Source organism: Agromyces badenianii (genome assembly GCF_003070885.1).
In the GTDB taxonomy this organism is placed as follows: Bacteria; Actinomycetota; Actinomycetes; order Actinomycetales; family Microbacteriaceae; genus Agromyces; species Agromyces badenianii.
Genome location: NZ_CP028913.1, coordinates 1,007,258 through 1,032,601, shown reverse-complemented (window position 1 = coordinate 1,032,601; position 25,344 = coordinate 1,007,258). Strand labels below are relative to the sequence as shown.

The 25,344-nt window shown below is 68.7% G+C and carries 21 protein-coding genes; 5 read left to right on the top strand and 16 right to left on the bottom strand.

All coding sequences use genetic code 11. The features are described 5' to 3' along the window. Nucleotides 1-7 precede the first annotated feature (7 nt). From DCE93_RS04915 to DCE93_RS04895, 5 genes are all read right to left on the bottom strand, one after another. On the bottom strand, nt 8-5,899 hold the full coding sequence (locus DCE93_RS04915; RefSeq protein ID WP_146184939.1) for an Ig-like domain-containing protein: 5,892 nt from the start codon (nt 5,897-5,899) through the stop codon (nt 8-10). After that, nucleotides 5,896-7,320, bottom strand: coding sequence for a serine/threonine-protein kinase (locus DCE93_RS04910; protein ID WP_108594899.1), 1,425 nt, complete (start codon nt 7,318-7,320; stop codon nt 5,896-5,898). Before DCE93_RS04910 ends, DCE93_RS04915 begins: the two co-directional genes overlap by 4 nt. A 151-nt stretch (nt 7,321-7,471) precedes the next feature. Then, the gene (locus tag DCE93_RS04905) at nt 7,472-8,299 is read right to left on the bottom strand and encodes a PP2C family protein-serine/threonine phosphatase (protein ID WP_108594898.1); all 828 of its coding nucleotides are present in this window, start codon (nt 8,297-8,299) and stop codon (nt 7,472-7,474) included. 25 nt (nt 8,300-8,324) lie between these two features. Further along, a complete protein-coding gene (locus DCE93_RS04900) occupies nt 8,325-9,431 on the bottom strand; it encodes an FHA domain-containing protein (protein WP_146184938.1) in 1,107 nt (368 codons plus the stop codon). Nucleotides 9,432-9,522: 91 nt separating this feature from the next. Further along, nucleotides 9,523-10,956 (bottom strand): gamma-aminobutyraldehyde dehydrogenase, encoded by a 1,434-nt coding sequence (locus DCE93_RS04895; protein ID WP_108594896.1) that lies wholly within the window; start codon nt 10,954-10,956, stop codon nt 9,523-9,525. Nucleotides 10,957-11,143: 187 nt separating this feature from the next. Between DCE93_RS04895 and DCE93_RS04885 the strand changes: the two genes are divergently transcribed. Genes DCE93_RS04885 through DCE93_RS04875 form a run of 3 tightly spaced genes read left to right on the top strand, consistent with a single transcriptional unit; the run spans nt 11,144 to nt 14,497 of the window. After that, nucleotides 11,144-11,626, top strand: a complete 483-nt coding sequence (locus DCE93_RS04885; protein WP_108594894.1) for an Lrp/AsnC family transcriptional regulator — start codon at nt 11,144-11,146, stop codon at nt 11,624-11,626. A gap of 31 nt (nt 11,627-11,657) precedes the next feature. Further along, nucleotides 11,658-13,046, top strand: coding sequence for an aspartate aminotransferase family protein (locus tag DCE93_RS04880; protein ID WP_108594893.1), 1,389 nt, complete (start codon nt 11,658-11,660; stop codon nt 13,044-13,046). After that, on the top strand, nt 13,046-14,497 hold the full coding sequence (locus DCE93_RS04875; protein ID WP_108594892.1) for an NAD(P)/FAD-dependent oxidoreductase: 1,452 nt from the start codon (nt 13,046-13,048) through the stop codon (nt 14,495-14,497). Before DCE93_RS04880 ends, DCE93_RS04875 begins: the two co-directional genes overlap by 1 nt. On the opposite strand, the gene DCE93_RS04870 is transcribed toward DCE93_RS04875, so the two are convergent. Beyond that, nucleotides 14,484-15,626, bottom strand: a complete 1,143-nt coding sequence (locus DCE93_RS04870) for a DUF4192 family protein (protein ID WP_168186165.1) — start codon at nt 15,624-15,626, stop codon at nt 14,484-14,486. The two genes, DCE93_RS04875 and DCE93_RS04870, sit on opposite strands and share 14 nt — an antisense overlap. Before the next feature lie 186 nt (nt 15,627-15,812). Between DCE93_RS04870 and DCE93_RS04865 the strand changes: the two genes are divergently transcribed. Then, entirely contained in the window at nt 15,813-16,304 is a 492-nt protein-coding gene (locus tag DCE93_RS04865) for a methylated-DNA--[protein]-cysteine S-methyltransferase (RefSeq protein ID WP_108594890.1), read from the top strand. 2 nt (nt 16,305-16,306) lie between these two features. Further along, complete coding sequence (locus tag DCE93_RS04860; RefSeq protein ID WP_420836973.1) at nt 16,307-16,900, top strand: DNA-3-methyladenine glycosylase I; 594 nt, start codon at nt 16,307-16,309, stop codon at nt 16,898-16,900. A 65-nt stretch (nt 16,901-16,965) separates the two neighbouring features. Here the strand turns inward: DCE93_RS04860 and DCE93_RS04855 are convergent, their stop codons facing one another. The 10 genes from DCE93_RS04855 to atpB form a co-directional block, all read right to left on the bottom strand. Then, nucleotides 16,966-17,730 carry a YaaA family protein gene (locus tag DCE93_RS04855; RefSeq protein ID WP_108594889.1) on the bottom strand — a complete coding sequence of 255 codons (765 nt, stop codon included), beginning with the start codon at nt 17,728-17,730 and terminating at the stop codon, nt 16,966-16,968. Further along, on the bottom strand, nt 17,730-18,302 hold the full coding sequence (locus DCE93_RS04850; RefSeq protein WP_108594888.1) for a P-loop nucleotide/nucleoside kinase family protein: 573 nt from the start codon (nt 18,300-18,302) through the stop codon (nt 17,730-17,732). The genes DCE93_RS04855 and DCE93_RS04850 overlap by 1 nt, the downstream gene beginning before the upstream one ends. Nucleotides 18,303-18,311: 9 nt before the next feature. Then, entirely contained in the window at nt 18,312-18,572 is a 261-nt protein-coding gene (locus DCE93_RS04845) for a F0F1 ATP synthase subunit epsilon (protein ID WP_108594887.1), read from the bottom strand. Nucleotides 18,573-18,574: 2 nt separating this feature from the next. Further along, nucleotides 18,575-20,038, bottom strand: a complete 1,464-nt coding sequence (gene atpD / locus DCE93_RS04840; protein ID WP_108594886.1) for a F0F1 ATP synthase subunit beta — start codon at nt 20,036-20,038, stop codon at nt 18,575-18,577. 23 nt (nt 20,039-20,061) lie between these two features. Beyond that, complete coding sequence (locus DCE93_RS04835) at nt 20,062-20,964, bottom strand: F0F1 ATP synthase subunit gamma (RefSeq protein ID WP_108594885.1); 903 nt, start codon at nt 20,962-20,964, stop codon at nt 20,062-20,064. Nucleotides 20,965-21,058: 94 nt separating this feature from the next. Continuing rightward, complete coding sequence (atpA, locus tag DCE93_RS04830; protein ID WP_108594884.1) at nt 21,059-22,699, bottom strand: F0F1 ATP synthase subunit alpha; 1,641 nt, start codon at nt 22,697-22,699, stop codon at nt 21,059-21,061. 77 nt (nt 22,700-22,776) lie between these two features. Continuing rightward, a complete protein-coding gene (locus DCE93_RS04825; RefSeq protein ID WP_108594883.1) occupies nt 22,777-23,571 on the bottom strand; it encodes a F0F1 ATP synthase subunit delta in 795 nt (264 codons plus the stop codon). Nucleotides 23,572-23,574: 3 nt separating this feature from the next. After that, complete coding sequence (locus tag DCE93_RS04820) at nt 23,575-24,138, bottom strand: F0F1 ATP synthase subunit B (RefSeq protein WP_108594882.1); 564 nt, start codon at nt 24,136-24,138, stop codon at nt 23,575-23,577. Nucleotides 24,139-24,166: 28 nt separating this feature from the next. Further along, complete coding sequence (atpE, locus tag DCE93_RS04815) at nt 24,167-24,400, bottom strand: ATP synthase F0 subunit C (protein ID WP_022888426.1); 234 nt, start codon at nt 24,398-24,400, stop codon at nt 24,167-24,169. 45 nt (nt 24,401-24,445) lie between these two features. Then, on the bottom strand, nt 24,446-25,225 hold the full coding sequence (gene atpB, locus DCE93_RS04810) for a F0F1 ATP synthase subunit A (RefSeq protein WP_235825354.1): 780 nt from the start codon (nt 25,223-25,225) through the stop codon (nt 24,446-24,448). Nucleotides 25,226-25,344 lie beyond the last annotated feature (119 nt).

The following is a 25,344-nucleotide window of genomic DNA, read 5'->3' as shown; positions in this document are numbered from 1 at the left end:
CTCCTTCTCAGCGGTTCTCATAGCGGACGACGATGCCCGCGATCTCAACATCCAACCAGACCCGGTCATCGGGGCTGGCTTCGGGGACCTGGCAGCTGGTCTCGGTCTGCGCGGTGCGCCCGCCGGGGTTGCCGTCGACGCCGCACCGGAACGCCGCGGGCAGGCCGGAGTTCGACGGTGCCGCGGTCCACGACCACTGCTTCGAGGCGCCGTCCCAGACACGGCTCGGCAGTGCGAAGGTGAGTGAGGGTCTCGAGTCGGACGGCAGCACGGCCGACCACGGCCCGCAACTGCCCCAGACCGAGCACGCCTGCACCTGGAATCGCACCGATTCCCCATATGGACGTGCGAAGAGATCCTGAGCCCATCCCGATCCGCCGAAGCTGCGGAGGGTGCCGGGGATCTGTGCGCCGTTGTGGTCGACGGCCACGATGTTGTACCGCCATGCCCCCGGCGACACACCGTCGATGTACCGGTCGTAGAGCTCGGTGGTGCGGAAGAGCATACGACTGTCAACGCTCTGGACGCTCCCGGGCGCCGGGCGCACGACGGTGCCGGCGACTTCGGTGTTCACGCACGCGGCACGGTTGAACCCCCAGACGAGGAACGAGTAGCGCGTGGACTCGGCCGCGGTGCCCGCGAACTGGACGCTCGTCGTCTCAGGGCCGACCTGCACGACCTCGGCGACGCTGCCGCCGCCCGACGGCGCCACGACCGAGCCTGGCGCCGGGGTGGTCACCGAGCACGCCTGGGCGCCGCTCGGAACACTGGTCGCACCGTCGACGAGACGCTGCACGTAGTACCCGCCGATCGCGTCGCCGTTCGCCGCGAACGGCTCCCAGGAGACGGTGACCGTGCCGGCCGTCGCGTCGCCGTTGACCGAGATGCCGCCGGCGACCGGTGGACCGAACGGCGTGCCTGAGCCGCCGGCCTCGGTCCAGACCGCGAGCGCCGGGTACGCCTGGTTGCGGGCGCTGACCGTGATCGGCACCTGGCTGCCGTTCTCGAGCGGCTGCGACTCGGTCGAGCAGAGCGTCGCCGTGCACGCCGCACCCGCCGACACCTCGTTCGAGACGCCGGCGACCGTGACCACGTAGGAGCCGACGGCGCTGCCGGCACCCGTCGACACCGGCGTCCACTCGATGAGCAGCCGGCCGTCGCGCGGCAGCGCACGCAGGCCGCCTGGCGGAGGCGGGATGACGTCCGACCAGATCGGGCCAGGCGCCTCGACCGGGTCGGAGAGTCCGATCCCGTTGCGCGCCTGCACCCGCAGGAAGACCGCGTTCGATTGGCCGTTGCCGGAAGTCGGAACCGTGCACGTGGTCGCCGCGCAATCCGACGAACGCAGCACGTCACGGGTGCTCGCGTCGACGAGCGCGATCTCATAGCCGGTGATGGGCGAGTTGTTGAACGCCCCGGCGCCGAAGACGACATCGAGGGTCTCGTCGCCGAACCCGGTCACCTGCACGCCAGTGACGGGATCGGGCCGGTCCTGCACGGAGATCGTGGCGGTTCCCCACGCATACCGGCTGGGGTCGTCGGTGGCATCGGCCACTTGGTACTGCACTGATGAGTTGACCGGAGCTGCTCCGGCGGCGACGGTCACGTTCAGGGTCGAACGGTCGTCACTCGGCACGATCGAGACGCCGTCGGGGAGGCTGTCGGAGTCGAGTCCGCGCACGTCGACGACCCGGAGCGGCACGTCGGGGAACGGGTTCGTGGCCCCGTCGTTCGCGAGCACGTCGATCGAGGTCGTGCGGCCCCGCGCAGCGACCGCGCTGTCTGCGACGGGCTGGGCGATCGGCTTCGTCGACGGCACGACCCGCAGCTCGATGCGCCCGGGCTTGCCGTCGCCGGCGCCGTCGGACACCCCGACTGCGACGGCACCCCGGTTGCCCTTGGCCGTGGACTCCTCGGCCCGGATCGTGAGCTCGTCGCCGTCGAGCGTGAATCGGAACCCCTCGACCGGCGGCGGGAGCAGTCGGTACACGAGCTCCTTGCGAGCATCCGCGTAGGGATAGTTCGTGAGTTTCAGGAGATCGATCGTCTTCGACTGGCCCGGTTCGAAGTCGATGACTCCGCCCGTGAAAGCCGGAGGCTGGTTCTCGGTCGGCTGCACCACGATGGGGATGACGATGGTCCCGGTGCGCCCCGACGGATCCGCTGCCGACTCGCCGTCGGTGACGGTGAACGAGAGGGAAGCCGGACCGAAGTACCCCTCTTCGCTGCGGTACCGGAGCGTGTCCTGGTCGACGACCAGTTCCGTCCCGTCGCTGTGCGAGGCACGCACGGTCGCGGCATCCGTGATCTTGACCGGCCGGCCCGATGCGGCGATGACGAACTCCTCGAGTTCGATCGTGACCGCCTCGCCGCTCACGACGCGCACGGCCGGGGCATCGGAGCGCAATTGCGGCAGCGCATCGTCGCGGCCGGGCACCCAGATGAAGGCGTAGGCGACGATGGCGGGGTCTTCGGGATGCGCGACGGAGAAGGGGATCACGCGCCGGCGGTCTTCGACCTTCACGCGGATGCTGCCGTCTTCGCGCACCGTCGCGCCTCGGTCGTAGCCGTCGACGAGACCGACGAGGAGGTCGGACTCGTCGCCGTCGGCCAGGAAGACCTTGCGCAGCACCGGCACGTCGATGTGGTCTTCGCCGAGGATGTCGCTCAGGGTCAGGACGGTATCGGAGGCTTCGGGGCGGGCGAGGGGCGCGTCGTCGCTCGCCACGATCTTGACGAAGGCCGAGGCTGAGCCGAGCTGCTCGTTCTCGATCGTGTAGGTGAAGCTGTACTCGTGCTCACCCGGGGGGAGCTCGATCTCGAGTCGATCGTCGACGATCTCCGCCGTCGCGTCGCCCGTGTTCACTTCGACGCTCTGCAAGGTGAGGGCACCGCCGTCGGGATCCGAATCGTTCTCGAGGACTCGAACCGAGATCGTGCGTCCGGGGCGTACGTTCACGGAGTCGCCGACGGCGATGGGCGCCCTGGCCCCGTCGAGCCGCGGCGCGATGCCCACCCGCACCGTGCCGGTCGCGCGCGCTCCGAGCGCGTCGACGACCTCGTATTGGAACTCGTCGGTGCCCGCCGAGTACTCGCCTGCCTCGTACTCGAGCCAGTCGGCGCCGCGCGAGGTGACGCTGCCGCGCTCGGGATTCGATTCCTGCCCGAGCAACTGCACGCTGTCGCCGTCGGGGTCGGCCCCACCGAGCGGGATCGGGATGCGCACGGTCTCGCCGGCCAGCCCTCTCGCCGTCACGGTCGCCGGCACCGGCGAGCTGTTCGTCTCGGGATCGGCCGCACGCACCGAGATGCGCACCGTGGCCGTCGCGGACTGCATGTCGGGCCCGTTGATGCGGTAGACCGCTTCGAACTCCCCCGCCGTGTCGGGCGCGAAGAAGCGGAGACGATCGCCGTCGACGAAGAGCAGCCCGGCATCGGGCTCGCGCTCGAGAGCGGGGTCGAGGGTGATCGGGAACGCGTCGGGATGCTCGTCATTGGCGAGCACCGGGATGTCGACGACGTCTCCGGTGCGCGCGGAGACGGTGTCGGGCACGGCGACGGGCGGCTGCTTGCGCTCGGGTTCCTGCATCTCCACGAGGGTCACCTCGCCCTGGGCTTCGGCGAGGCCGTTGCTCACGCGGTACCCGAACACGGTCGAACCCGAGTCGAGGGGTTGCGTCAGCGTCACCCGAAGGATGCGATGCTCGACGACCTCGACCTGCACACCGGCTTCTGCGGCGGGTTCGCCGAGTCCGGTGAGGATGAGCACTCCGCCCGTCGGGTCGATGTCGGTCGCGAGCACGTCGACGTCGACCGACTGCGTCAATCGGACGAAGGCCGTGTGCGGCACCGTGATCGGGGTCGTGTCGCGCTCGGGCGGAGCGGAGACGTCGACCCGCACGCGTCCGGTCGTCGTGTGGGCGCCGTCGGTCACGGTGTACTCGAGGTAGTGGGTGCCCACCGCGGCACTCGTGAATCTGAAGGTGCCGCCGTCGAAGTCAGGTGTGAGCTGGGTGTCGGGCTTGGCCGGCACCGCGCTCAGCTGGATTCGACCGGAGCCGCCTCGCACGTGCCGTAGCGGTTCGACACGGATCTCCTGGCCGGCGGTCGCGAGCACGACGAACGGATCGGCCACGAGGGGAACATCGCCGGGCGCGCGCACGCCGATGCCGAGCGTGCCGACGGCGAGGTCGCGTCCGTCGGAGACCTCGAGCGAGACCGTGCGCTCCGCACCGGCGCCGCCCTTCTCGTCGAAGACGACGACGCCGTCGGCGGTCGATGAGAGGGAATCCGGCTCGCCGGCAGTGCCCTGCTGCAGGAAGAACGGATCGCCGTCGGGGTCGACCCAGTCGGCGAGCACCGGGGTCGTCACCCGGCCACCGGCCTCGACGAACGCCCTCGTGGGGCGGTGTTGCACCGGGGGTGAATTCTCGTCGGCCTCGCGCACGGTCACACGCACCGTCGCTCGCGCGGTGCCGCCGAATCCGTCATCGATCGTGTAGCCGACCGCGATGACCCCGGATGCCTCGTTGTCGAGCTTCAGCTGCAGCTGCTGATCGTCGGCGACGAGGTCGAGGTCGACGCCGGCGGGGAGGTCTCCGTCGACCGCGTCGACGACGATGACATCGCCATTGGCGTCGTAGTCGTTCAGCAGCACCGGCAGGGTCGTCGTGCGACCGGGACGGGCGCCGAACTCGTCGTCGACGGCCACGGGCGGCACCTGGCTCTTCTCGACCGTCGGCTGCGTTTCGGGGTCGTTCTGCTCGACGGTCTCCTCGTCGCGCTCGATCTCGAGGAGTTCATCCCAATTGTCGATGAGGCCGTACTCGTCGGCGGCGGCCCAGGATTTTCCGCTCGTGCGCTCATTCAGCACGATCGAGCCGCCGTTCGCCACGAAGACGTAGTCGCCCGTGGTCGGGGCCGTCGATAGGTCGCCCGGTGCTCGATCGCCGGCGGTGCAGGAGCGCCATGCCGTACCCGACCCCCAAGCGGCGTGCAGGCAGCCGTTGTGCACCACGGGAGCGGCGGGCAGGCCGGAGCGCCCCTCCACCCGTACGCGCGGCGCCTCTCCGTCGAGTCCGACGGTGACGAGTCCCTGGCGGGTCGCGATCGCGACCTCGTCGCCGGCGCTCGAAGCCCTCTGGAGCACCGGGCTGTCACTCGGCTCGATCAGCGAGCTGAGATCGACCGCTCCTCGCTCGAGGTGGAGCCGGCCGGTGTCGACGTCGAGCACCGCCCAACCGTCGCCGACCGAGGTGATCTGCACTTCGGGCTCGCCGACGACCGGTTCGATCTGCCACCGGGCGGCCACGGTCTCTGCCTCGGCTGCGTCGACCCGCGCGATATCACCCGTCGACGGCGTGTAGGCGAAGAGCGTGCCGTCGGGATCGACCGAGGTCACGGATCCGGCGCCGAAGGCCAGCATCGGCTCGGTGCCGACGTCGAACTGCGCGAATTGCGCGACGGGCGCCGACCACACGTCGCCGCCGGAGGCGATGATCACGCGCGTGCCGGCGAGGGAGAGCTCTGCGTCGTCGGGAGGAACGGCCACGCTGTCGGTGAGGGTCGAGGTGGTCGCATCGATGATTCCGGCCGTCGCCCTCGCCGCATCGAGCGCGAGCACGGTGGCCCCCTGTTGCACGATCTCCGCGTCGGTGGAGCCGGTTTCGACGACCGAGTTCAGCTCGAGCACCGCCGTGTTCGCACGTCCGATCGACTGATGATCATTGCTGCCCACCCAGACGGCGGCGTCGCCCAGGTCGACCCGCTGTGCGGCGTATCCACCGGAGGCGATGGCGACCCCCGCGACGAGCACGACGACCGCGGTCGTCGCTGCCGCCGTGATGATCGCGGATCGTGGCCGAGACAGGCGCGAGAGTGCGGGACCGTTCACCATCATGCGCCTTCGTCGATGTCGATGACCACGTCGACGCAGCGCTCTGCGCTCGGAGCGCCCGATTTGCCGTCACGGGTGACCGCGACGCTCGCACACACGTGGTCGCCGTCTTCGGCCGGCACGGTCACGCGTGACTCGCGCTGCATCGGCAAACGCTCCCCGTCGACGGTCACGACGTAGGCGTCGCCGCTCTGGAGGCCCGGATCGTCCCAGGCGAAGGTCACCGCACCGGCATCGGCGAACCCCTGCACGTCGGTCACCACGGGAATCGACCGAGTGCCCTGGATCACGGCGTACGCGCCCGCGCCGACGAGCGCGATGAGCAGCACCGAGACGATCGAGATCCCCCACGCCAATCGGCGCGTCGTCGGCGGGATCGTGCGGGAGCGGCCGGTGCTGGGCTCGTGCGAGCGCGAGTCTGCGCCGAGCTGAGTGGCCCCCTGGGCGGCAGCACCCCGAGCCCGCCGTCGGCGCGCGGGTGGTGCTGCGACACCATGCGCGCCGCTGATCCGGGTGCGTTCGTCGAGGTCGACGGCGGTCGTCAGCGCCCAGTCGTCCATCACGACCTCGAGCGGCGTCTGGGTGAGCCCGAGTCCTTCCTCCACCGACTGCAGGTCGCGGACGAATTCGAGCGCGCTGGACTGCCGCGCAGACGGGTTGCGCGACATCGCGCGGGCGAGCACCGCCTCGAGGTCCTTCGGCACGTCGGCTCGCCCGGTCGGAGTGATCTTCGCCTTGTCGACCCGTGCCATGAGAGCACCAGAGCCGTTGTCGCCGCCGGGCACCTCGAACGGGCTGCGCCCGGCGAGCAGCGAGTACACGGTCGCGCCGAGCGACCAGACCTCGCTCGCCACGGTTCCCGACACCTCGTCGTGCAGCACCTCGGGCGCCGACCATGGGATCGACAGGCCGATGGCGTCACTGGACTCGGCCTGGCCGAGCGTGGCGGCGATGCCGAAGTCGGAGAGCACGGGATGGCCGTAGGCGGTCGTGAGGATGTTGGACGGCTTGATGTCGCGGTGCAGGACGCCCTGCCGGTGCGCGGTCTCGACTGCGCTCGCGATGCGCACGCCGACAGCGAGAACCTCGGCGATCGGCAACTGCACGGCCCGATACCGCTGGCCGAGCGATGCGGAGCAGTACTCCATCACGAGGTACGGCCGGCCGTCGGCGGCGACGCTCGCCTGGTACACCGTGAGGATCGACGGGTGCGAAGAGAGCTGGGCCATGAGGTTGGCCTCGGCCTGGAACATCTGCCGGAGTTCGTCATTGACGACCTCGGCGAGCAGAACCTTCACGGCGACGAGACGCCGCGGCATGTTCTGCTCGTAGAGGAACACATCCGCGAAGCCCCCCGAGCCGAGAACACGGATGAACGCGAACCCCGGCAGGTTCGGCGGGGTGGACGGCAGTCGACGCGACACGGTCCTCCCTGCTCTCGGGTCGATGGAACACCGCCCGGTTGCCGGCGGCGGCGGTGCCCGGTGCCCGGTGCCCGGTGCCCCTCATTGTATCTGCGTCAGGGATGCCCCGACGGGCCCTGTGCACAAGGCGGACACCCGCCCCGGGCATCCGTCAGGCGTACTCGAGTTCGCCGTCGTCGGAGCGCCGCGCACCCGCCGGTCGCACCACCTTGAGCACGTCGATCACGATCACGGTGACGTTGTCGCGCCCGCCGTTGCCGAGAGCCGCGTCGAGCAGCTGTTTCGCTGCCTTCTCGGCCTTCGGATTGGCCACGAGGAAGTGCCGGATTCCGTAGGAGGTCAGTTCTTTCGTCAATCCGTCGGAGCAGATCAGCAGGCGCATGCCCGGTTCCACGGCGATCGCGCGATAGTCGGGGATGGGCGCCTCGTGGAATCCGACGGCACGCGTGATCACGTTCGAGTGGGGGTGGGTGTCGGCCTCTTCGCGGGTGATCTGGCCGGCATCGACGAGTTCCTGCACGATCGAGTGGTCGACGGTGAGCTGCTCGAGCACGCCGCCGACGAGCCGGTAGACGCGTGAATCGCCGATGTTGAACACGATCCAGGCGGGCTCGTCGGAGATCGCTCCGAGGGCGGCGCCCGTGACCGTGGTTCCGCTGCCTTCATCGGTGACCCCGGTGCCGCGCTCCATGTCTTGCACGGCGAGCCGGAGCGCCTGGTCGATCTCGGGAGTGCCGACGAGGGTCTTGCCCCCGTGCTCGGCGAGGCGGGTGACGACCGCGGCGCTCGCGAAATCGCCGGCAGCGTGGCCGCCCATGCCGTCGGCCACGGCGAAGACGGGAGCTTGCGCGATGAAGCTGTCTTCATTGACCTCGCGGCGAAGGCCGGTATCGGTGACGGCGGCCCATGCGAGGGTGATCTCGGAGCCGTCGGGCAGTGTGACCCGATGGCGGGCGTTGCCGTTGCCGATCTGCGTCACCTGTGAAGCCTGCTGTCTGTTCGAGTCAAGCGCCCGGGGAGCTCTGGGCGGAGAGGATCTCGATGATCGTATCGTCTCCGAGATCGAGAATGGTGCCCGGCAGCACGACGATCGACTCGCCGGCGCGCAGCCGACGCGTCCCTGATGGGGTGCGCACCACGGTTCCGTTCGTCGATCGCAGGTCGGTGGCGACGAGCCGGGTGCCCACGAGGCGCAGCTCGAGGTGCGTGCCCGAGACGACCCCGCGCGGGGAGCCGACCGTCAGCAGTTCCGGCCGCGGACCCGTTTCGGCGATGCGCGGCGGCAGCGGGCGCCGGCCGATGAGCACCGGCGCGGTGACCGGTACGGGTGCGCCGTCGCCGACCCGGAATCGCGGGATACTCGTCGCCGTGGACGCGGCAGGCACCTCGGTGGCTTCCGCCGCACCGGCCGGCGGGGCACCCTCACCCTGCGTGCCCGAGGGCGGCGCGTCCGACGGCTGCGGGGCCGACCGCGGCACGGCCGAAGGCGGCGGATCCGTCCGTTGCGCCGACGGCGGAACTGCCGTGCGCGAGACCCGAGCCCGGCGCGGGGTGATGATGGTGTCGGCGACGGCTCCGTGCAGGCCCGACTCGTGGAGGCGCGGTGCGAGCACCGTGTCGGCGTCGAGATCGAACGGCGGGTCGGGCTCGGCGTCCGCCGACCGCGACGCCGCCCATTCGACGGCCGAGGCCCGGAGACTCGCCCGCACCGGCACGACCGGCTCGCCGGCGAGCCCGACGTGATCGAGCGCGGATGCGGCGTCCGTGATGCGCAGCGCGACGACGTCGCGGAAGTCGGCGAGGTGCCAGGGCCGGATGCCTCGCGCATCGAAGCGCCGGCTGCCGCCGGGCGAGGCGAGGTCGACGACGGCGTCGCCGCGCACGACCGCCGTGACGCTCGTGGTCGCACCTGCGGCCCACCAGACGATGCCGAACGATTCGATCGGGTCGACGCGACCCGAGGGGATCAGCCCGACGAGCGCTTCGAGGGAGAGCCCGCCGTCGCTCGCGGCTTCGGCGAGCGCGGTCAGCACCCGCTCGGGAGCCGGCGCGGCGAGGGCGGCGAGGAACCGGTCGCCCACGATCACGTCCCAGGCGGGTGCACCGGCCACGGCCGAACTCGAAACGCGACCTGCGACCATGCCGATCATTCTGGCATCATGCCCGCGCGGCGAACGAACGCCCGCCATGGTTCGCCCGGGGTCAGCGACCGATGTAGCTCATCACGTGCTTGACGCGCGTGTAGTCCTCGAATCCATAGCTCGACAGGTCCTTGCCGTAGCCCGAGTGCTTGAATCCGCCGTGCGGCATCTCCGCGACGATCGGGATGTGCGTGTTGATCCACACGCAGCCGAAATCGAGGTGCTTCGCGAAGCGCATGGCGCGGGCGTGGTCGGTCGTCCAGACCGACGAGGCGAGCCCGAACTGCACGTCGTTGGCCAGGCGCAGGGCCTCGCCTTCGTCGCGGAAGCGCTGCACCGTGATCACCGGACCGAACACCTCGCGCTGGATGATCTCGTCGTCTTGCGCCAGACCGGAGACCACGGTCGGCGTCCAGAAGTACCCGCGATCGCCCTGGCGCCGACCGCCGGTCTCGACGACGGCATGATCGGGCAGCCGATCGATGAAGCCCGAGACCTGCGCGAGCTGGTTCGCGTTGTTCACCGGGCCGAAGAAGACGCCGTCTTCGCGAGGCGGGCCGGTGCGCAGCGTTGCCGCGTGTGCTGCGAGCGCGGCAGTGAACTCCTCGGCGATGCGTTCGTGCACGAGCACGCGAGTCGCCGCGGTGCAGTCCTGACCGGCGTTGAAATAGCCTGCCGCGGCGATGCCCTCGACGGCGGCTGCGATGTCGGCATCGTCGAAGACGATGACGGGCGCCTTGCCGCCGAGTTCGAGGTGCACTCGCTTGAGGTCGGATGCCGCCGCTCTCGCGACCTCCATGCCGGCCCGCACCGAGCCCGTGATCGCGACCATCTGCGGCGTCGGGTGGTCGATCATCGCCGCCCCGGTGGTGCGGTCGCCGGTCACGACGTTCATGACCCCGGCCGGCAGGAACTCCGCGGCGACCTCCGCGAGCAGCAGTGTTGCGAGCGGGGTGGTGTCCGAGGGCTTCAGCACGATCGTGTTGCCCGCGGCGATCGCGGGTGCGAACTTCCACACCGCCATGTTGAGCGGGTAGTTCCACGGCGTGACCTGGCCGATGACCCCGATCGGTTCCCGCCGGACGAACGAGGTGTGGTCGGGCAGGTACTCCCCCGCCGACCGGCCCTCGAGATTGCGGGCAGCTCCGGCGAAGAACCGGATCTGGTCGACCGAGAGGAGGATCTCGTCGTCGACGAGGCTCGCCCGCGGCTTGCCGGTGTCCTGGGATTCCGCGTCGGCGAACTCCTCGGCCCGCGCCTCCATCGCGTCGGCGATGCGGAAGAGGGCGAGCTGACGCACTGCAGGGGTCGTCTCGCCCCACGACGCGAAGGCATCGGATGCCGCGCGGTACGCCGCGTCGACGTCGGCAGGGGTCGAGACGGGCGACTGCGCGTACACCTCCTCGGTGGCGGGGTCGACGAGGTCGATGGTCGTTTCCCCGCGCCCGTCGACGTACTCGCCGCCGACGAAGTTCCGGAGTGTGTCGATGGTCATTGCTCGGGTCCTCGATTCTGGCTCGGCCCGGCTCGCTCCCGGACCGCGACGTGATGGTCGCCACTCGCGGCCATGCTACCGACGACGCCTGGCTCATCGCCAGGGAATCCATCGAAATCAGTTGCATGACCGCGATAATTCGACGGAATCGCTTGCTCGCGACATCCGCCACTGTCACAATCGACGGATGACGAACGGAACCCGGTCCGCGGCGCACCGGCCTGTGCAGCTCGACGACGTCTCGAAGGCGATCATCGAGCAATTGCAGGCCGATGGCCGCCGTTCTTATGCCGACGTCGCCAAGGCGGTCGGCCTCTCGGAGGCTGCGGTGCGCCAGCGCGTGCAACGCCTGACCGAAGCCGGCGTGATGCAGATCGTGGCCGTGACCGACCCGATGCAGCTCGGCTTCACGACGCAGGCGATGATCGGCATCCGCACCTCGGGCGACACGCGGGTGCTGGCCGAGCGACTCGCGGAGATCCCCGAGATCGATTACGTCGTGCTCACGGCGGGCAGTTTCGACGTGATGGCCGAGATCGTCTGCGAGAACGACGAGGAGCTCCTCGAACTCCTGAACACGAGAATCCGCGTGATCGAGGGCGTGCAGTCGACCGAGACGTTCGTCTACCTGAAGCTCCAGAAGCAGTTCTACAACTGGGGCACTCGCTGAGAAGGCGGGTGCTCATCGAGAAGGGAAGGCCATGACCGACACGGTCTATGACAACGATGCGCTGCAGCAGAAGGCGAAAGACCATCTGTGGATGCACTTCGCCCGGCAGTCGACGATGGCGACGTCGGGGGTGCCGATCATCACCCGGGGCCAGGGGCACCACGTCTACGACGTCGAGGGCCGAGAGTACTTCGACGGGCTCGCCGGGCTCTTCGTCGTGAACGCCGGCCACGGGCGCAAGCGTCTCGCCGAGGTCGCCGCCAAGCAGGCCGAGCAGCTCGCGTTCTTCCCGATCTGGTCGTATGCGCACCCCTCGGCGATCGAGCTCGCCGACCGGCTCGCCGGGTACGCGCCCGGCGATCTCAACCGGGTGTTCTTCTCCACCGGCGGCGGCGAGGCCGTCGAGACCGCGTTCAAGCTCGCGAAGTACTACTGGAAGCTCCAGGGCCGGCCCACGAAGCACAAGGTCATCTCGCGTTCGGTCGCGTATCACGGCACACCCCAGGGCGCGCTGGCGATCACGGGCATCCCGGCCATGAAAGAGATGTTCGAACCGGTGACCCCGGGCGGCTTCCGGGTGCCGAACACGAACTTCTACCGCGCTGCCGAGATGGGCGCTCCCGCAGACGACGTCGAGGCCTTCGGCCTCTGGGCCGCGAACCGCATCGAGGAGATGATCCTCTTCGAGGGCCCCGAGACGGTGGCCGCCGTCTTCCTCGAGCCCGTGCAGAACTCGGGGGGCTGCTTCCCGCCGCCGCCCGGGTACTTCAAGCGGGTCCGCGAGATCTGCGACCAGTACGACGTGCTCCTCGTCTCCGACGAGGTGATCTGCGCCTTCGGCCGCCTCGGCCACATGTTCGCGTGCGACGCGTACGGCTACGTGCCCGACATGATCACGTGCGCGAAGGCGATGACCTCGGGCTACTCCCCCATCGGGGCGACGATCGTCTCCGAGAAGCTCTACGCGCCGTTCGCCGAGGGCAACACGTCGTTCTACCACGGCTACACCTTCGGCGGGCACCCGGTGTCGGCGGCGGTGGCGCTCGAGAACCTCGACATCTTCGAGGAGGAGGGGTTGAACGAGCGGGTCCGCGAGAACTCGCCGCTCTTCCGTGCGGAACTCGAGAAGCTGCTCGATCTGCCGATCGTGGGCGACGTGCGCGGTGACGGCTACTTCTTCGGCATCGAACTCGTCAAAGACAAGGAGTCTCGGCAGACGTTCGACGACGACGAGTCCGAGAAGCTGCTGCGCGGGTTCCTGTCGAAGGCCCTGTTCGACGCCGGGCTCTACTGTCGAGCAGACGATCGCGGCGATCCCGTGATCCAGCTCGCGCCGCCGCTCACGATCGGCCCGGCGGAGTTCGCCGAGATCGAGCAGAAGCTCCGCGGCGTGCTCACGGAAGCCTCGAACCGGCTCTGATGTCGAGAACGCTCCCGGCGGTGACGGATGCCTCACCCGATGCCGCCCGCCGGGTGAGTTTCTGGCTCGACGACCTCGTCGTCCAGGGGCTCGACGATCTCCGTCCGCGTGCGGCTCTCGCTGCGAATGCACGGTTCGACGTGTGTCTCATCGGCGGCGGGCTGACCGCGCTCTGGACGGCGTACTCGCTCGCGAAGGCCGATCCGAGCCTGCGGATCGCGGTGCTCGAACGGGAGTTCGCGGGCTTCGGCGCCTCCGGCCGCAACGGCGGCTGGTGCTCGGCGCTGTTCCCGCAGTCGGCGGCGGCGATCGAGCGCGATCACGGGTTCGACCAGGCGGTGGCGATGCGCCGCGCGATGATCGACACCGTCGAGGAGGTCGGCCGTGCAACGGCGCTCGAGGGCATCGACTGCGACTACGCGATGGGCGGCACGCTGGTCTTCGCCCGGAACGGACCGCAGCGCGAGCTCGCCGCCGGCGAGGTCGAGGAGGCCCGCCGCTTCGGCGTCGACCCGCTCGAGTACTGGAACGAGGACGCCGTCGGTGCTCGGTTCGGCGCGACGAGCCTCGACGAGGATGCCCCGTCGGCGATGTTCGACCCGTCGTGCGCCCGGGTGCACCCTGCGAAACTCGTCCGCGGACTCGCACGTGTCGTCGAACGCCTCGGCGTCGCGGTGTTCGAGCGCACCGAGGTCGTCGACTGGTCGGCAGGCCGAGTGCGGTTCCGTGCGCTCGACGCCGGCGGGGCGGAGGGCACGGTCTCGGCACGACACGTCATCGTCGCGACCGAGGGATACGGCGCCCGACTGCCGCGGGTCCGCCGACGCATCCTTCCGCTCTACTCCCTCATGATCGCCACCGAACCGCTGTCCGACGAGGTCTGGCAGGAGATCGGCATCGATCACGGCCAGACGTTCAGCGACTACCGGCACCTGCTCGTCTACGGCCAGCGCACCGCCGACAATCGCTTCGCGTTCGGCGGGAGAGGCGCGAGCTACCACTGGGGCAGTGCCCTCGATCCGGCGTACGAACGTGTGGACTCGGTCTTCGCGCACTTGCATTCCGCGTTGCACGACCTCTTCCCGTCGCTGGGCGCGGCACGGATCACGCATCGCTGGGGCGGTCCCCTCGGTGTCGCCCGCGATTGGAATGCCACGGCGAGCTACAACCCGAAGACCGGAGTCGGTTTCGCGGGCGCCTACGTCGGCGACGGCCTCTCGACCACGAATCTCGCCGGCCGTACGATGGCCGATCTCGTGCACGGCGTCGACAGCGAGCTCACGCGATTGCCGTGGGTCAACCACCGCTCGCCGCTCTGGGAACCCGAGCCGCTGCGCTACATCGGGGCGAACCTCGGGGTGATCGGCATGCGATTCGCCGACGCCGAGGAACAGCTGACGCAACGGCCGTCCCTCGTCGCCCGCGCGGTCGGCCGGCTCACCGGGCACTGAAGGCCCAGTCGGGCAGCGCACCGCTGCCGATGAATGCCGCGAGAAGACCGGCCATCGAGTGGCCTTCGTCGATCTCCAGTGCCCGATCGATGAACGCCCCGGCCACCGAGCCGCGGCCGAGCGACCAGGCGAGCCATGCCGCCATGCAGAGGAGTCCGACGCGATGGGTCGCGGGCGCGTTGGCGATCACCGGGCGCAGCATCGAAAGTGCGCGCTCCACACGGCGTGCGTCAGGTCGCAGGCTCGTCTGCCCGAGCATGAGCCGCGAGAGCATCTCACTCACCTCGCCGACCGTGCCGTTCGCCATCTCCCGCCTGACGAGCCCGTCGACCGTCTCGTCGAGTGCCTCGGCGCGGTCGGCGGTCGACATCGCATCGTCGTGCGCAGCCTCGCCCACCACCACGCCGAACGCGAACTGGAGCATCATCGCGTCGCGCATGGCCGGCAGCGACGCCAGGTGCACGAACCAGGCGAGACGCAGCGGCGGGTGCACGGAGCTGCGGTCGAGCAGCGTCTCGACGAGCACGACCGGGTCGCCGTTCGGGCCGAGCCTGGTCAGGGCGGCACCGCGAGAGTCCCCCGCGAGTCCATCGAGGGCGGCGGCGAGCGCGGTCGACGCAGCGGCGTCGACCGCTGGAAGATCGGCGGCTTCGTTCGCCGAGGCGAGCACGGGGCACGCTTCCGGTACGAGCCTGGTGACGGGACTCTCGTCGATCAAGGCGAGCGGATGCCCCGTCGTCGGGGTGTCCGGATCGAGGAGCGACCCCCAGGCGTCGGCCGCTCGGCACAGCGCGTCGCGCACGAGGAACCCGGCTTGCTCGCTGCGTTTGACGAGGAGGCTCAGCAGCGCCCGCTGCGGCAAACCTCGACCGGCGTCGAATCGGGCGTCGGTGTAGACGATGGGCACGATCGCATCGACGCCGCCCATGCGGCAGAGTGTGCCGACGATCGCAGAGACGAGTGGGGCGCGGTCGCGCACCTGGCGTGGCAGGTCGTGCCGCAGCACGCCGACCGTGCGGTTGCCCGCGAAGGCGACGCACACGACGGAGCGCTCCGGCCGGAACCCGGCGAGTGACGGAATCAGTGCGAGCAGATCGTGCGGCGCCTCGGCGCGGATGATGGTCGTCATGCCGGCGAGCATGCCGCTCCGGTTGCCGGCGAAGGCCGGTCGAGGCGACGAAGGTGGAGACCGGGCGCCTCTTGACGCCTGTCGAGGCAGAGTCGACTCGTCCTCCCCAGCACCGCCTCCGCGCGCCCGTTCCCCGATGTCCGATTTCCGCGAGCCGCTGTCGGATGCCGCGGCTACTCTCGAAACATGACGAACGTGTACCTCATCCGACTCGGCAGCCCGATCGGGCGCCTCGAACTCGTCGCCGACGACGAGGCCGTCACGAGCCTGTCCATCGAGTGCGGCGGCGTGCTGCCCCACGACGGCGAACCCGAGCGGCCCAACGCCGTGCTCGACGAAGCGCGCGATCAGCTCGCCGAGTACTTCTCCGGCCGTCGACTCGACTTCGACGTTCCTGTTCGGTTGACCGGCACCGCATTCCAGCAGGCCGTCTGGGCCGAACTCGCGCGCCTGCACTGGGGCGAGGCCACCTCCTACGGCGCGCTGGCCGCCGCGGTCGGTCGCCCGGGCTCGGCGCGAGCCATCGGCGGCGCGGTGGGCGCGAACCCGGTGCCCATCATCGTCGGCTGTCATCGCGTCCTCGCGACCGACGGCCGCATCACCGGGTACTCCGGTGGTGAGGGCGTTTCGACGAAGCTCTGGTTGCTCGGCCACGAGCAGATCGGGTTCGCCGCGTGAGCGTGATCCCGAAACCCGAGATCATCGTCGGCGACGACGGCCTCGCCCGGTGCGGGTGGGGGGCTTCCGATCCCGAGTACCGCCGGTACCACGACGAGGAGTGGGGCACACCGCAGCACGATCCAGTGCGGCTCTTCGAGAAGGTCTGCCTCGAGGGGTTTCAGGCCGGCCTCTCGTGGATCACGATTCTGCGACGACGCCCCGCCTTCCGCGAGGTGTTCCACGACTTCGACGCCGAGCGGGTCGCGGCGATGGGCGACGACGACATCACGCGACTGCTCGGCGACGAACGCATCATCCGGCATCGCGGCAAGATCGAAGCAACGATCCAGAATGCGCGTGCGACGCTCGAGCTCGAGTTGCCGATCCACGATCTGCTCTGGAGCTTCGCTCCTCCGCCGCGAACCGTGCCTCCCGCTTCGTTCGCCGAAGTTCCCGCGACCACGCCCGAGTCGACGTCGATGAGCAAGGAGCTGCGTCGGCGCGGGTTCCGCTTCGTCGGCCCCACGACGATGTACGCCCTCATGCAGGCCGCCGGCATGGTCGACGATCACCTCGCGGGATGCCACCGGTCGACGCACGCGACGGCGGCGTGAGCAATGACCGCCCGGCGCAGTCGATCTTGCGAGGCGGTCAGGTGACGAGTTCGAGTGCTCGGCCGTCAGGCCACGAGCTCGAGCTCGCGCAGACCCGCGTCGTGTTGCGGGGCGAACGAGAGGGTGAACCCGGCATCGTGTGCCCACTCGATCAGCTCGTCGATCGAGGCGATCTGCGGGCGCGACGTCAGCAGGGCGCGGGTGAAGAGCCCCTTCGCACGCTTGTTGAAGTGATTCAGTGCCCGACTTCGACCCGACGCATCCACGGCCACCACGCGCACGAAGGCCGATTCGCCCCTCGCCGGTGCCGGCCCGAGCTCGGCGTAGCCCTCCGATCGGAGATCGAGGACCACTCCCGCGTCGGCCCCCGACTCGAGCAACGCGACGATCGCCGCGCGCCAGTGCTGCCTGAGGCGCAGTCCGGGCACGCGGGAGTCGTGTGAGAGCCGATACGCCGGAATCTCGTCCATGGCCCCGACCAAGCCGAATAGGGCCGAGTGCACCACGACGTGCTCAGCGGCGAACGCGCGGGCATCTTCGTCGAGGGTCGGAGCATCGAGGGCGTCGAAGAGCACCCCGGTGTACCGATCGAGCGCCGGCATCGTCGCCGATTCCCGCAACGACCGGTTGCGATCGACTTCGTGCGCCTGCCGGGGTCCGAGCTTCAGCGCACGCATCATCGCCGCCGGCTCACCAGAGAGTCCGACGACAGCAGCGGTCGACTCGACTCGCTGCGGAGTGAGTACTGGGAACGAGAGGCGATCCAGCTCGAGCGAGTCGCCGGCGCCGCCGTCACGTTTCGTCTCGGACGGCGGGAGGAGCAGTCGCACTACGAACCGATGAAGGCGAGGGCCGCGTCGACGTTGGATCCGAGCGACTCGATGCTGTCGATCGTCACACGAGGCAGCGCCGACGACGGACCGGTCCAGGCGGCGTATCCCTCAAGGCTCTGCTCGACGGCCCGCCAGGTGGTCTCTTCGAGATGCGGCAGTTTGCGCTCGCGCTTCTCGAGACGCGCTCGATGGAGCGCCTCGTCGGAGCACACCACCTCGATCACTCGCAACCGCACTTCGGCGCGCTCGGCGAGATCGCGCCACTGCAGACGCGCCGCCTCACCCGCGTTCACCGCATCGACGATCACCGTTCGGCCCGAGTCGAGCTCCTTCTCGGCGATCTCTTCGGCCACGAGGTAGGCGGCGAGACCGGTCGGCTGATCAGCATCGATGCCGGCACGCAGGATCGCAGACTCGATCGGATCGACGGACACCACCGTGGCACCGAGGCGGGCGCCGATGATCTGCCCGATCGTCGACTTTCCCGCACCCGGCAACCCGGCCATCACGATGAGCTGGGTGACGCTCAGGTCACCGAACTGGCGGTCGATCGGCTGCTCCCCCTGCATCCGCGCCTCCTAGACGAGTTGGGCCCGGGAGGCGACGACTTGCACCGCATTCGCCTGCACGGAAAGGAATCCATCTTCGGCGCTGGCGGTGATCTTCTCACCACCCGGCAGCGTGACGCGCACCTCACCGCCGGCGAGGATCGCGAGCATCGGCTCGTGACCCGGCAGAATGCCGATCTCGCCTTCGACGGTGCGGGCCACCACCATGGCCGCCTCGCCCGACCAGACCTGCTGGTCGGCCGAGACGACACTCACGTTGAGGCTGGCCATGCTCAGCCGTTCTCCTTCTGGATCTGCGCCCACTTCTCTTCAACGTCGCCGATGCCGCCGACGTTGAAGAAGGCCTGCTCGGCCACGTGGTCGAACTCGCCCTTCGCGATCGCGTCGAACGACTCGATCGTGTCCTTGAGCGGAACCGTCGAGCCCTCGACACCGGTGAACTTCTTCGCCATGTAGGTGTTCTGCGAGAGGAACTGCTCGATGCGGCGCGCACGCGACACCGTGATCTTGTCTTCCTCGGAGAGTTCGTCAACACCGAGGATGGCGATGATCTCCTGCAGTTCCTTGTTCTTCTGGAGGATCTGCTTGACCGTGGTGGCCACGCGGTAGTGGTCCTCGCCCAGGTAACGGGGGTCGAGGATGCGCGAGGTCGAGGTCAGCGGGTCGACGGCCGGGTAGAGGCCCTTCGACGCGATGGCGCGGGAGAGCTCGGTCGTCGCGTCGAGGTGGGCGAAGGTGGTCGCCGGAGCCGGGTCGGTGTAGTCGTCGGCGGGCACGTAGATCGCCTGCAGCGAGGTGATCGAGTGTCCGCGCGTCGAGGTGATGCGCTCCTGCAGAACGCCCATCTCGTCGGCGAGGTTCGGCTGGTAGCCCACGGCCGACGGCATGCGGCCGAGCAGCGTCGAGACTTCGGAACCGGCCTGCGTGAAGCGGAAGATGTTGTCGATGAAGAGGAGCACGTCCTGCTTCTGCACATCGCGGAAGTACTCCGCCATGGTCAGGGCAGACAGCGCGACGCGAAGACGCGTTCCCGGCGGCTCGTCCATCTGGCCGAAGACGAGGGCGGTCTTGTCGAAGACGCCCGCCTCCTCCATCTCGTGGATGAGGTCGTTGCCCTCACGGGTGCGCTCGCCGACACCGGCGAACACCGACACACCGCCGTGGTCCTGCGCGACGCGCTGGATCATCTCCTGGATGAGGACGGTCTTACCGACACCGGCACCACCGAAGAGACCGATCTTCCCACCCTGCACATACGGCGTGAGGAGGTCGATGACCTTGATGCCGGTCTCGAACATGGACGTCTTCGACTCGAGCTGGTCGAAGGCCGGGGCCTTGCGGTGGATGGGCCAACGCTCGGTGATCTCGATCTGCTCGCCGGGAGCCGCGTTCAGCACCTCGCCGATGACGTTGAAGACCTTGCCCTTGGTGACATCGCCGACGGGGACCGAGATCGATGCGCCGGTGTCGGTGACCTCCTGGCCACGGACGAGACCATCGGTCGGGTTCAGGGCGATCGCGCGGACCAGGTCGTCACCGAGGTGCTGTGCGACCTCGAGCGTCAACACCGTGGTGTTGCCTTCGATCGTGATCTCGGTCTTCAGCGCGTTGTAGATCGGAGGGATCGAGTCGTGCGGGAACTCGATGTCGACGACGGGGCCGGTGACCCGGGCGACGCGGCCGACGGCGCCGGCCACAGGCGCGGCCGCGGCCGGGGCGGTAGCGGTGTCAGTCATGTGTTCTCTCTCTTCGTAAGGGGCTACTTGGCGGACGACAGCGCGTCAGCGCCGCCCACGATCTCGGAAATCTGCTGGGTGATCTCGGACTGGCGTGCGTTGTTCGCCAGACGCGTGTAGTCGGTGATGAGCTTGTCGGCGTTGTCGGATGCCGACTTCATCGCCTTCTGCGTCGCCGCGTGCTTGGCCGCGGAAGACTGCAGCATCGCGTTGTAGATGCGGCTCTCGATATAGACGGGCAGGAGGCCGTCGAGCACGGTCTCGGCGTCGGGCTCGAATTCGTACAGCGGGAAGACCTCGTGCTTGGTCTCGGGGGCCTCGTCGCTCTCGACGACCTCGAGCGGCAGCAGCCGGGTGACGACCGGCACCTGCGTGATGCGGCTCACGAAGCGGTTGTAGACGATGTGGATCTCGTCGACGCCGCCGTCGCTCGCGTCCCGGAGGAACGCCTCGAGCACGGCGTCGCTGATCTCCCTCGCCGTGTCGAAGTCGGGGTTGTCGGTGCCGCCGATCCAGCTCCGTTCGAAGGAGCGGCGACGGAAGTTGAAGTATCCGACGGACTTGCGTCCGACGAGGAAGTACTCGACCTGCTTGCCCTGGCTCTTCAGGAGTTCGGTGAGCTCCTCGGCTTCACGCAGCACCTGCGAGTTGAAGGCGCCGGCGAGACCGCGGTCCGACGTGAAGATCACGATCGCAGCGCGATCGATGCGCTCCGGCTCGGTCGTCAGCACGTGTGCGACGTTCGAGTAGCTCGCGACGGCCGAGACGGCCCGCGTGATGGCGGTCGAATAGGGCTCGGACGCCGCAACGCGCGCCTGGGCCTTCTGGATCCGCGAGGCGGAGATGAGCTCCATCGCCCGCGTGATCTTCTTGGTCGTCTGGGCAGACTTGATCTTCTGCCGGTAGACCCGAAGCTGCGCTCCCATGTTTCTCCTGTGTCCTGTCGTCCTGGTGCTGAGGCTCTCGACGCGACCCGGTGGGGTCAGTTCCCGTCGAGAGCCTCAGGGAACCTCGGAATGACTAGCGGCGACCCTTGACGATCTTCTCCTGGACGACCTCTTCTTCAGCGATCGCCTCGAACTGCTCGGAACCGACCGAAGCGAGCGGCTTGCCCTCGCCCGTCTGGAACTCGAGCTTGAATGCGTCGACGGCTGCGGCGAGTTCGCCCGCGGTCTCGTCGGAGAGCACGTTGGTCTCGCGCAGCGAGTTCAGCACCTCGGTGTTGCGGGCGAGGTAGTCGTGCAGCTCGCTCTCGAAACGGAGGATGTCTTCGACGGGGACCTCGTCGAGCTTGCCGTTCGTACCGGCCCAGATCGAGACGACCTGCTTCTCGACCGACATCGGCGAGTACTGCGGCTGCTTCAGCAGTTCGGTGAGGCGTGCGCCACGAGCCAGCTGACGGCGGCTGGCCGCGTCGAGGTCGGAGGCGAACATCGCGAACGCCTCGAGCGAGCGGTACTGCGCGAGCTCGAGCTTCAGCGTGCCCGAGACCTTCTTGATCGACTTGACCTGTGCGTCGCCGCCGACTCGGGAGACCGAGATGCCGACGTCGACCGCGGGCCGCTGGTTCGAGTTGAACAGGTCGGACTGGAGGAAGATCTGGCCGTCGGTGATCGAGATCACGTTGGTCGGGATGTACGCCGAGACGTCGTTGGCCTTGGTCTCGATGATGGGCAGGCCCGTCATCGAACCCGCACCGAGCTCGTCGGAGAGCTTCGCGCAGCGCTCGAGCAGACGGGAGTGCAGGTAGAAGACGTCACCGGGGTACGCCTCGCGTCCCGGCGGACGACGGAGCAGCAGCGACACCGCGCGGTAGGCCTCGGCCTGCTTCGACAGGTCGTCGAAGATGATGAGCACGTGCTTGGAGTCGTACATCCAGTGCTGGCCGATGGCCGAGCCCGTGTACGGCGCGAGGTACTTGAAGCCGGCGGGGTCGGAGGCGGGAGCCGCGACGATCGTCGTGTACTCCATGGCTCCGGCGTCTTCGAGGGCGCCCTTCACCGAGGCGATGGTCGAGCCCTTCTGGCCGACCGCGACGTAGATGCAGCGCACCTGCTTGGAGGGATCGCCCGACTCCCAGTTGGCCTTCTGGTTGATGATCGTGTCGATCGCGATGGCGGTCTTGCCGGTCTGGCGGTCGCCGATGATGAGCTGACGCTGGCCGCGACCCACCGGGATCATCGCGTCGATGGCCTTGATGCCGGTCTGCAGCGGCTCGTGCACCGACTTGCGCTGCATGACGCCGGGCGCCTGCAGCTCGAGGGCGCGACGGCCCTCGATGCCGGTGATCTCTCCGAGGCCGTCGATCGGGTTGCCGAGCGGGTCGACGACACGGCCGAGGTAGCCCTCACCGACCGGGACGGAGAGGACCTCGCCCGTGCGGGTCACCTCCATGCCCTCTTCGATGCCGGTGAACTCGCCGAGCACGACGACGCCGATCTCGTCTTCGTCGAGGTTCTGCGCGAGGCCGAGCGTCCCGTCCGCGAAGCGGATGAGCTCGTTCGCCATGACCGATGGCAGGCCTTCGACGTGGGCGATGCCGTCAGCGGCGTCGGTCACATATCCGACCTCGGTCTTCTGCGCCTGGCCCGGCTCGTACGACGAGACGAACTCCGAGAGAGCCGAACGGATCTCGTCGGGGCTGATGGTGAGTTCTGCCATTGTCTTTTCCCTTTTTCTGTACCGGTTGTACAGCTACTGGTGTGTCGCGGCGCGGACGCCGGTCGTTTCAACCGGCGTCAGCCGGCAAGCTTCTGCCGCAGCGAGCTGAGGCGCGAGGCGACGCTGCCGTCGATGACGTCGTCGCCGATCTGCACGCGGATCCCGCCGAGCACGGCGGGATCGACGATGGTGTCGAAGCGGACCCGGCGGCCCGCCTGAGCGACCAGTCCCTGCTCGAGCCGGCCCAGCTGGGCGGCGCTGAGCGGGACCGCGCTCGTGACCGTCGCGATGTCGAATCCGCGCTGGTCTGCGACGACGGATGCACCGTGCCGGAGCAGTTCGCCGATGCGGCGGCCGCGCGGCTGTTGCACGAGGTGCGTCACGATCGCGACCGTCTGCGGCGACGCCTTGCCCACGAGCAGGCGGTCGACGATCTTCGTCTTGGCCGCCGATTCGGCGAGCTTCGAACCGAGCGCGAGCTCGAGTTCGGCGTCGCTCGCGACGGCACGTTCGAACGCGAGCAGCTCGGAGTCGAGATCGACGCCGTCGGGAGCCGAGTCCGCGGCGACGCGGATGCCGATCTCCTCGATGCCGGCGAGGAAGTCATCGCCCGACGACCACCGGCGCGACGCCGCGCTCACCAGGAGCGAGGCGGCCTCAGCGGGGACACGAGAGCCGAACACGGCCTCGATGAGTGCACGCTTCTGCGCGACGTCGGCCTCGTTGTCGATGAGTGCCTTGCGCAGGTGCGCGGACTCGCCGATGACCCGGCCGGCGGCGAGAAGTGCCTCGGCGACCGGCAGCTCGGCGCGACCGAGCTCGGCCAGCGCGGACCGCGATGCCGCCAGGGCCTCTCTCGTAGCGCTACCCATGGACTACTTCTTCCCTCCGGCGGCGACCTCGGAGGCCTCCAGGTCGGCGAGGAACCGGTCGACGACCGCGGTCGCCTTGGCGTCGTCGGAGAGCGACTCGCCGATGACCCCGGACGCGAGGTCGATGGCCAGCGTGCCCACCTCGGAGCGGAGCGAGACGAGTGCCGACTGACGCTCGGCCTCGATCTGCGCCTGCGCGCTCGCGGTGACGCGAGCGGCCTCGACGGTTGCGGCATCCTTCGCCTCGGCGACGATCTTCTTGCCGTCGTCGCGAGCCGTCTCGCGGATGCGACCGGCCTCAGCGCGTGCATCGGCGAGCTGGGCGGTGTACTCCTCGAGAGCCGCCTCCGCCTTGCGCTGCGCCTCGTCGGCCTTCGCGATGTTGCCCTCGATCGCCTCGCCGCGCTCGTCGAGCAGCTTCTGCACGCGCGGCAGCACGTACTTCCAGAAGAAGATGAGGATGATGATGAAGCAGACCGACGACCAGATGATGTCGTACGACTCCGGAATCACCGGGCTGTGGGTCTCGCCACCCTCGGTTGCAGCGCTCAGTACTGCATGAAGCACGTTGGCCTCCTCAGTTGCGGCGAATGGATCAGACGAAGATGAAGTAGGTGGCGATGCCGATGAAGGCGAGCGCCTCGGTGAAGGCGATACCGATCCACATCAGGACCTGGAGGCGGCCGGCCAGCTCGGGCTGGCGGGCGACGCCCTCGATCGTCTTGCCGACGACGATGCCGACGCCGATTGCCGGGCCGATCGCCGCGAGGCCGTAGCCGACCGTCGCGATGTTGCCGTTGATCTCAGCGAGAACGGTGGTTGCGTCCACGTTGGGTTTCCTTTCCTAGGGAATGTTCTGGGCGGATGCCCGGGCTCAGTGCTCTTCTGCGACCGCGAGCTGGATGTAGACCGCGGTGAGGAGTGCGAAGACGTAGGCCTGCAGGACGGCGACGAGGATCTCGAACAGCGTGAAGGCGAAGCCGAAGGCCAGCGTTCCGACACCGAGGAGGGTCCACCATCCACTCATCTGCACGACGAAGAACTGGGTCGCCGCGAAGAAGAGCACGAGCAGGAGGTGCCCGACGATCATGTTCATCATGAGTCGGAGCGTGAGGGTGATCGGGCGGATCACGAACGTCGAGATGAGCTCGATCGGCGTGACGATGATGTACACCGGCCACGGAACACCCGAAGGGAAGAGCGAGTTCTTGAAGAAGTTCTTCGGGCTCTTCTTGACGCCCGCGTAGATGAAGGTGACGTAGGCGACGATCGCGAGCACGAGCGGCACGCCGATGGTCGAGGTGCCGGCGATGTTCAGGAACGGGATGACACCGGTCAGGTTCATGAACAGGATCATGAAGAACATCGTCGTGAGGATCGGCAGGAAGCGCTTGCCGTCTTTCTTGCCGAGCAGGTCGTCGGCGATGTTCACACGCACCATGTCGAGACCCATCTCGACGAGGCTCTGGAAGCGCCCGGGCACGACGCTCATGCGGCGGGTGCCGAGCCAGAACACGAGGAGCAGCGCGACGACCGCGACGAAGCGGACGAGGATGATGCGGTTGATCTCGAAGTCGGTGCCTTCGAAGAACAACGGCCCGGGGAAGAATTCGTCGATCGACGGCCCGTGGAAGCCACCATCATCGGTTGACATCGGAACCAGCAGGTTCAGAGCGTTAGCTAGCAGCGCTTTCTCCTGTTTCGGGGCGTGGAGCTCGGCTCTCGCAGCGACGAACATGGACCGCGGCCGCCCATGCGTGAGCTGGGCAGAAC

Excerpts from the sequence above, each read along its gene's own strand:
- DCE93_RS04915 (WP_146184939.1), bottom strand. The coding sequence starts at position 5,899 with ATGATGGTGAACGGTCCCGCACTCTCGCGCCTGTCTCGGCCACGATCC.
- DCE93_RS04895 (WP_108594896.1), bottom strand. The coding sequence starts at position 10,956 with ATGACCATCGACACACTCCGGAACTTCGTCGGCGGCGAGTACGTCGAC.
- DCE93_RS04885 (WP_108594894.1), top strand. The coding sequence starts at position 11,144 with ATGACGAACGGAACCCGGTCCGCGGCGCACCGGCCTGTGCAGCTCGAC.
- DCE93_RS04880 (WP_108594893.1), top strand. The coding sequence starts at position 11,658 with ATGACCGACACGGTCTATGACAACGATGCGCTGCAGCAGAAGGCGAAA.
- DCE93_RS04875 (WP_108594892.1), top strand. The coding sequence starts at position 13,046 with ATGTCGAGAACGCTCCCGGCGGTGACGGATGCCTCACCCGATGCCGCC.
- DCE93_RS04870 (WP_168186165.1), bottom strand. The coding sequence starts at position 15,626 with ATGACGACCATCATCCGCGCCGAGGCGCCGCACGATCTGCTCGCACTG.
- DCE93_RS04865 (WP_108594890.1), top strand. The coding sequence starts at position 15,813 with ATGACGAACGTGTACCTCATCCGACTCGGCAGCCCGATCGGGCGCCTC.
- DCE93_RS04850 (WP_108594888.1), bottom strand. The coding sequence starts at position 18,302 with ATGCAGGGGGAGCAGCCGATCGACCGCCAGTTCGGTGACCTGAGCGTC.
- DCE93_RS04845 (WP_108594887.1), bottom strand. The coding sequence starts at position 18,572 with ATGGCCAGCCTCAACGTGAGTGTCGTCTCGGCCGACCAGCAGGTCTGG.
- atpD (WP_108594886.1), bottom strand. The coding sequence starts at position 20,038 with ATGACTGACACCGCTACCGCCCCGGCCGCGGCCGCGCCTGTGGCCGGC.
- DCE93_RS04835 (WP_108594885.1), bottom strand. The coding sequence starts at position 20,964 with ATGGGAGCGCAGCTTCGGGTCTACCGGCAGAAGATCAAGTCTGCCCAG.
- atpA (WP_108594884.1), bottom strand. The coding sequence starts at position 22,699 with ATGGCAGAACTCACCATCAGCCCCGACGAGATCCGTTCGGCTCTCTCG.
- DCE93_RS04825 (WP_108594883.1), bottom strand. The coding sequence starts at position 23,571 with ATGGGTAGCGCTACGAGAGAGGCCCTGGCGGCATCGCGGTCCGCGCTG.
- atpB (WP_235825354.1), bottom strand. The coding sequence starts at position 25,225 with ATGTCAACCGATGATGGTGGCTTCCACGGGCCGTCGATCGACGAATTC.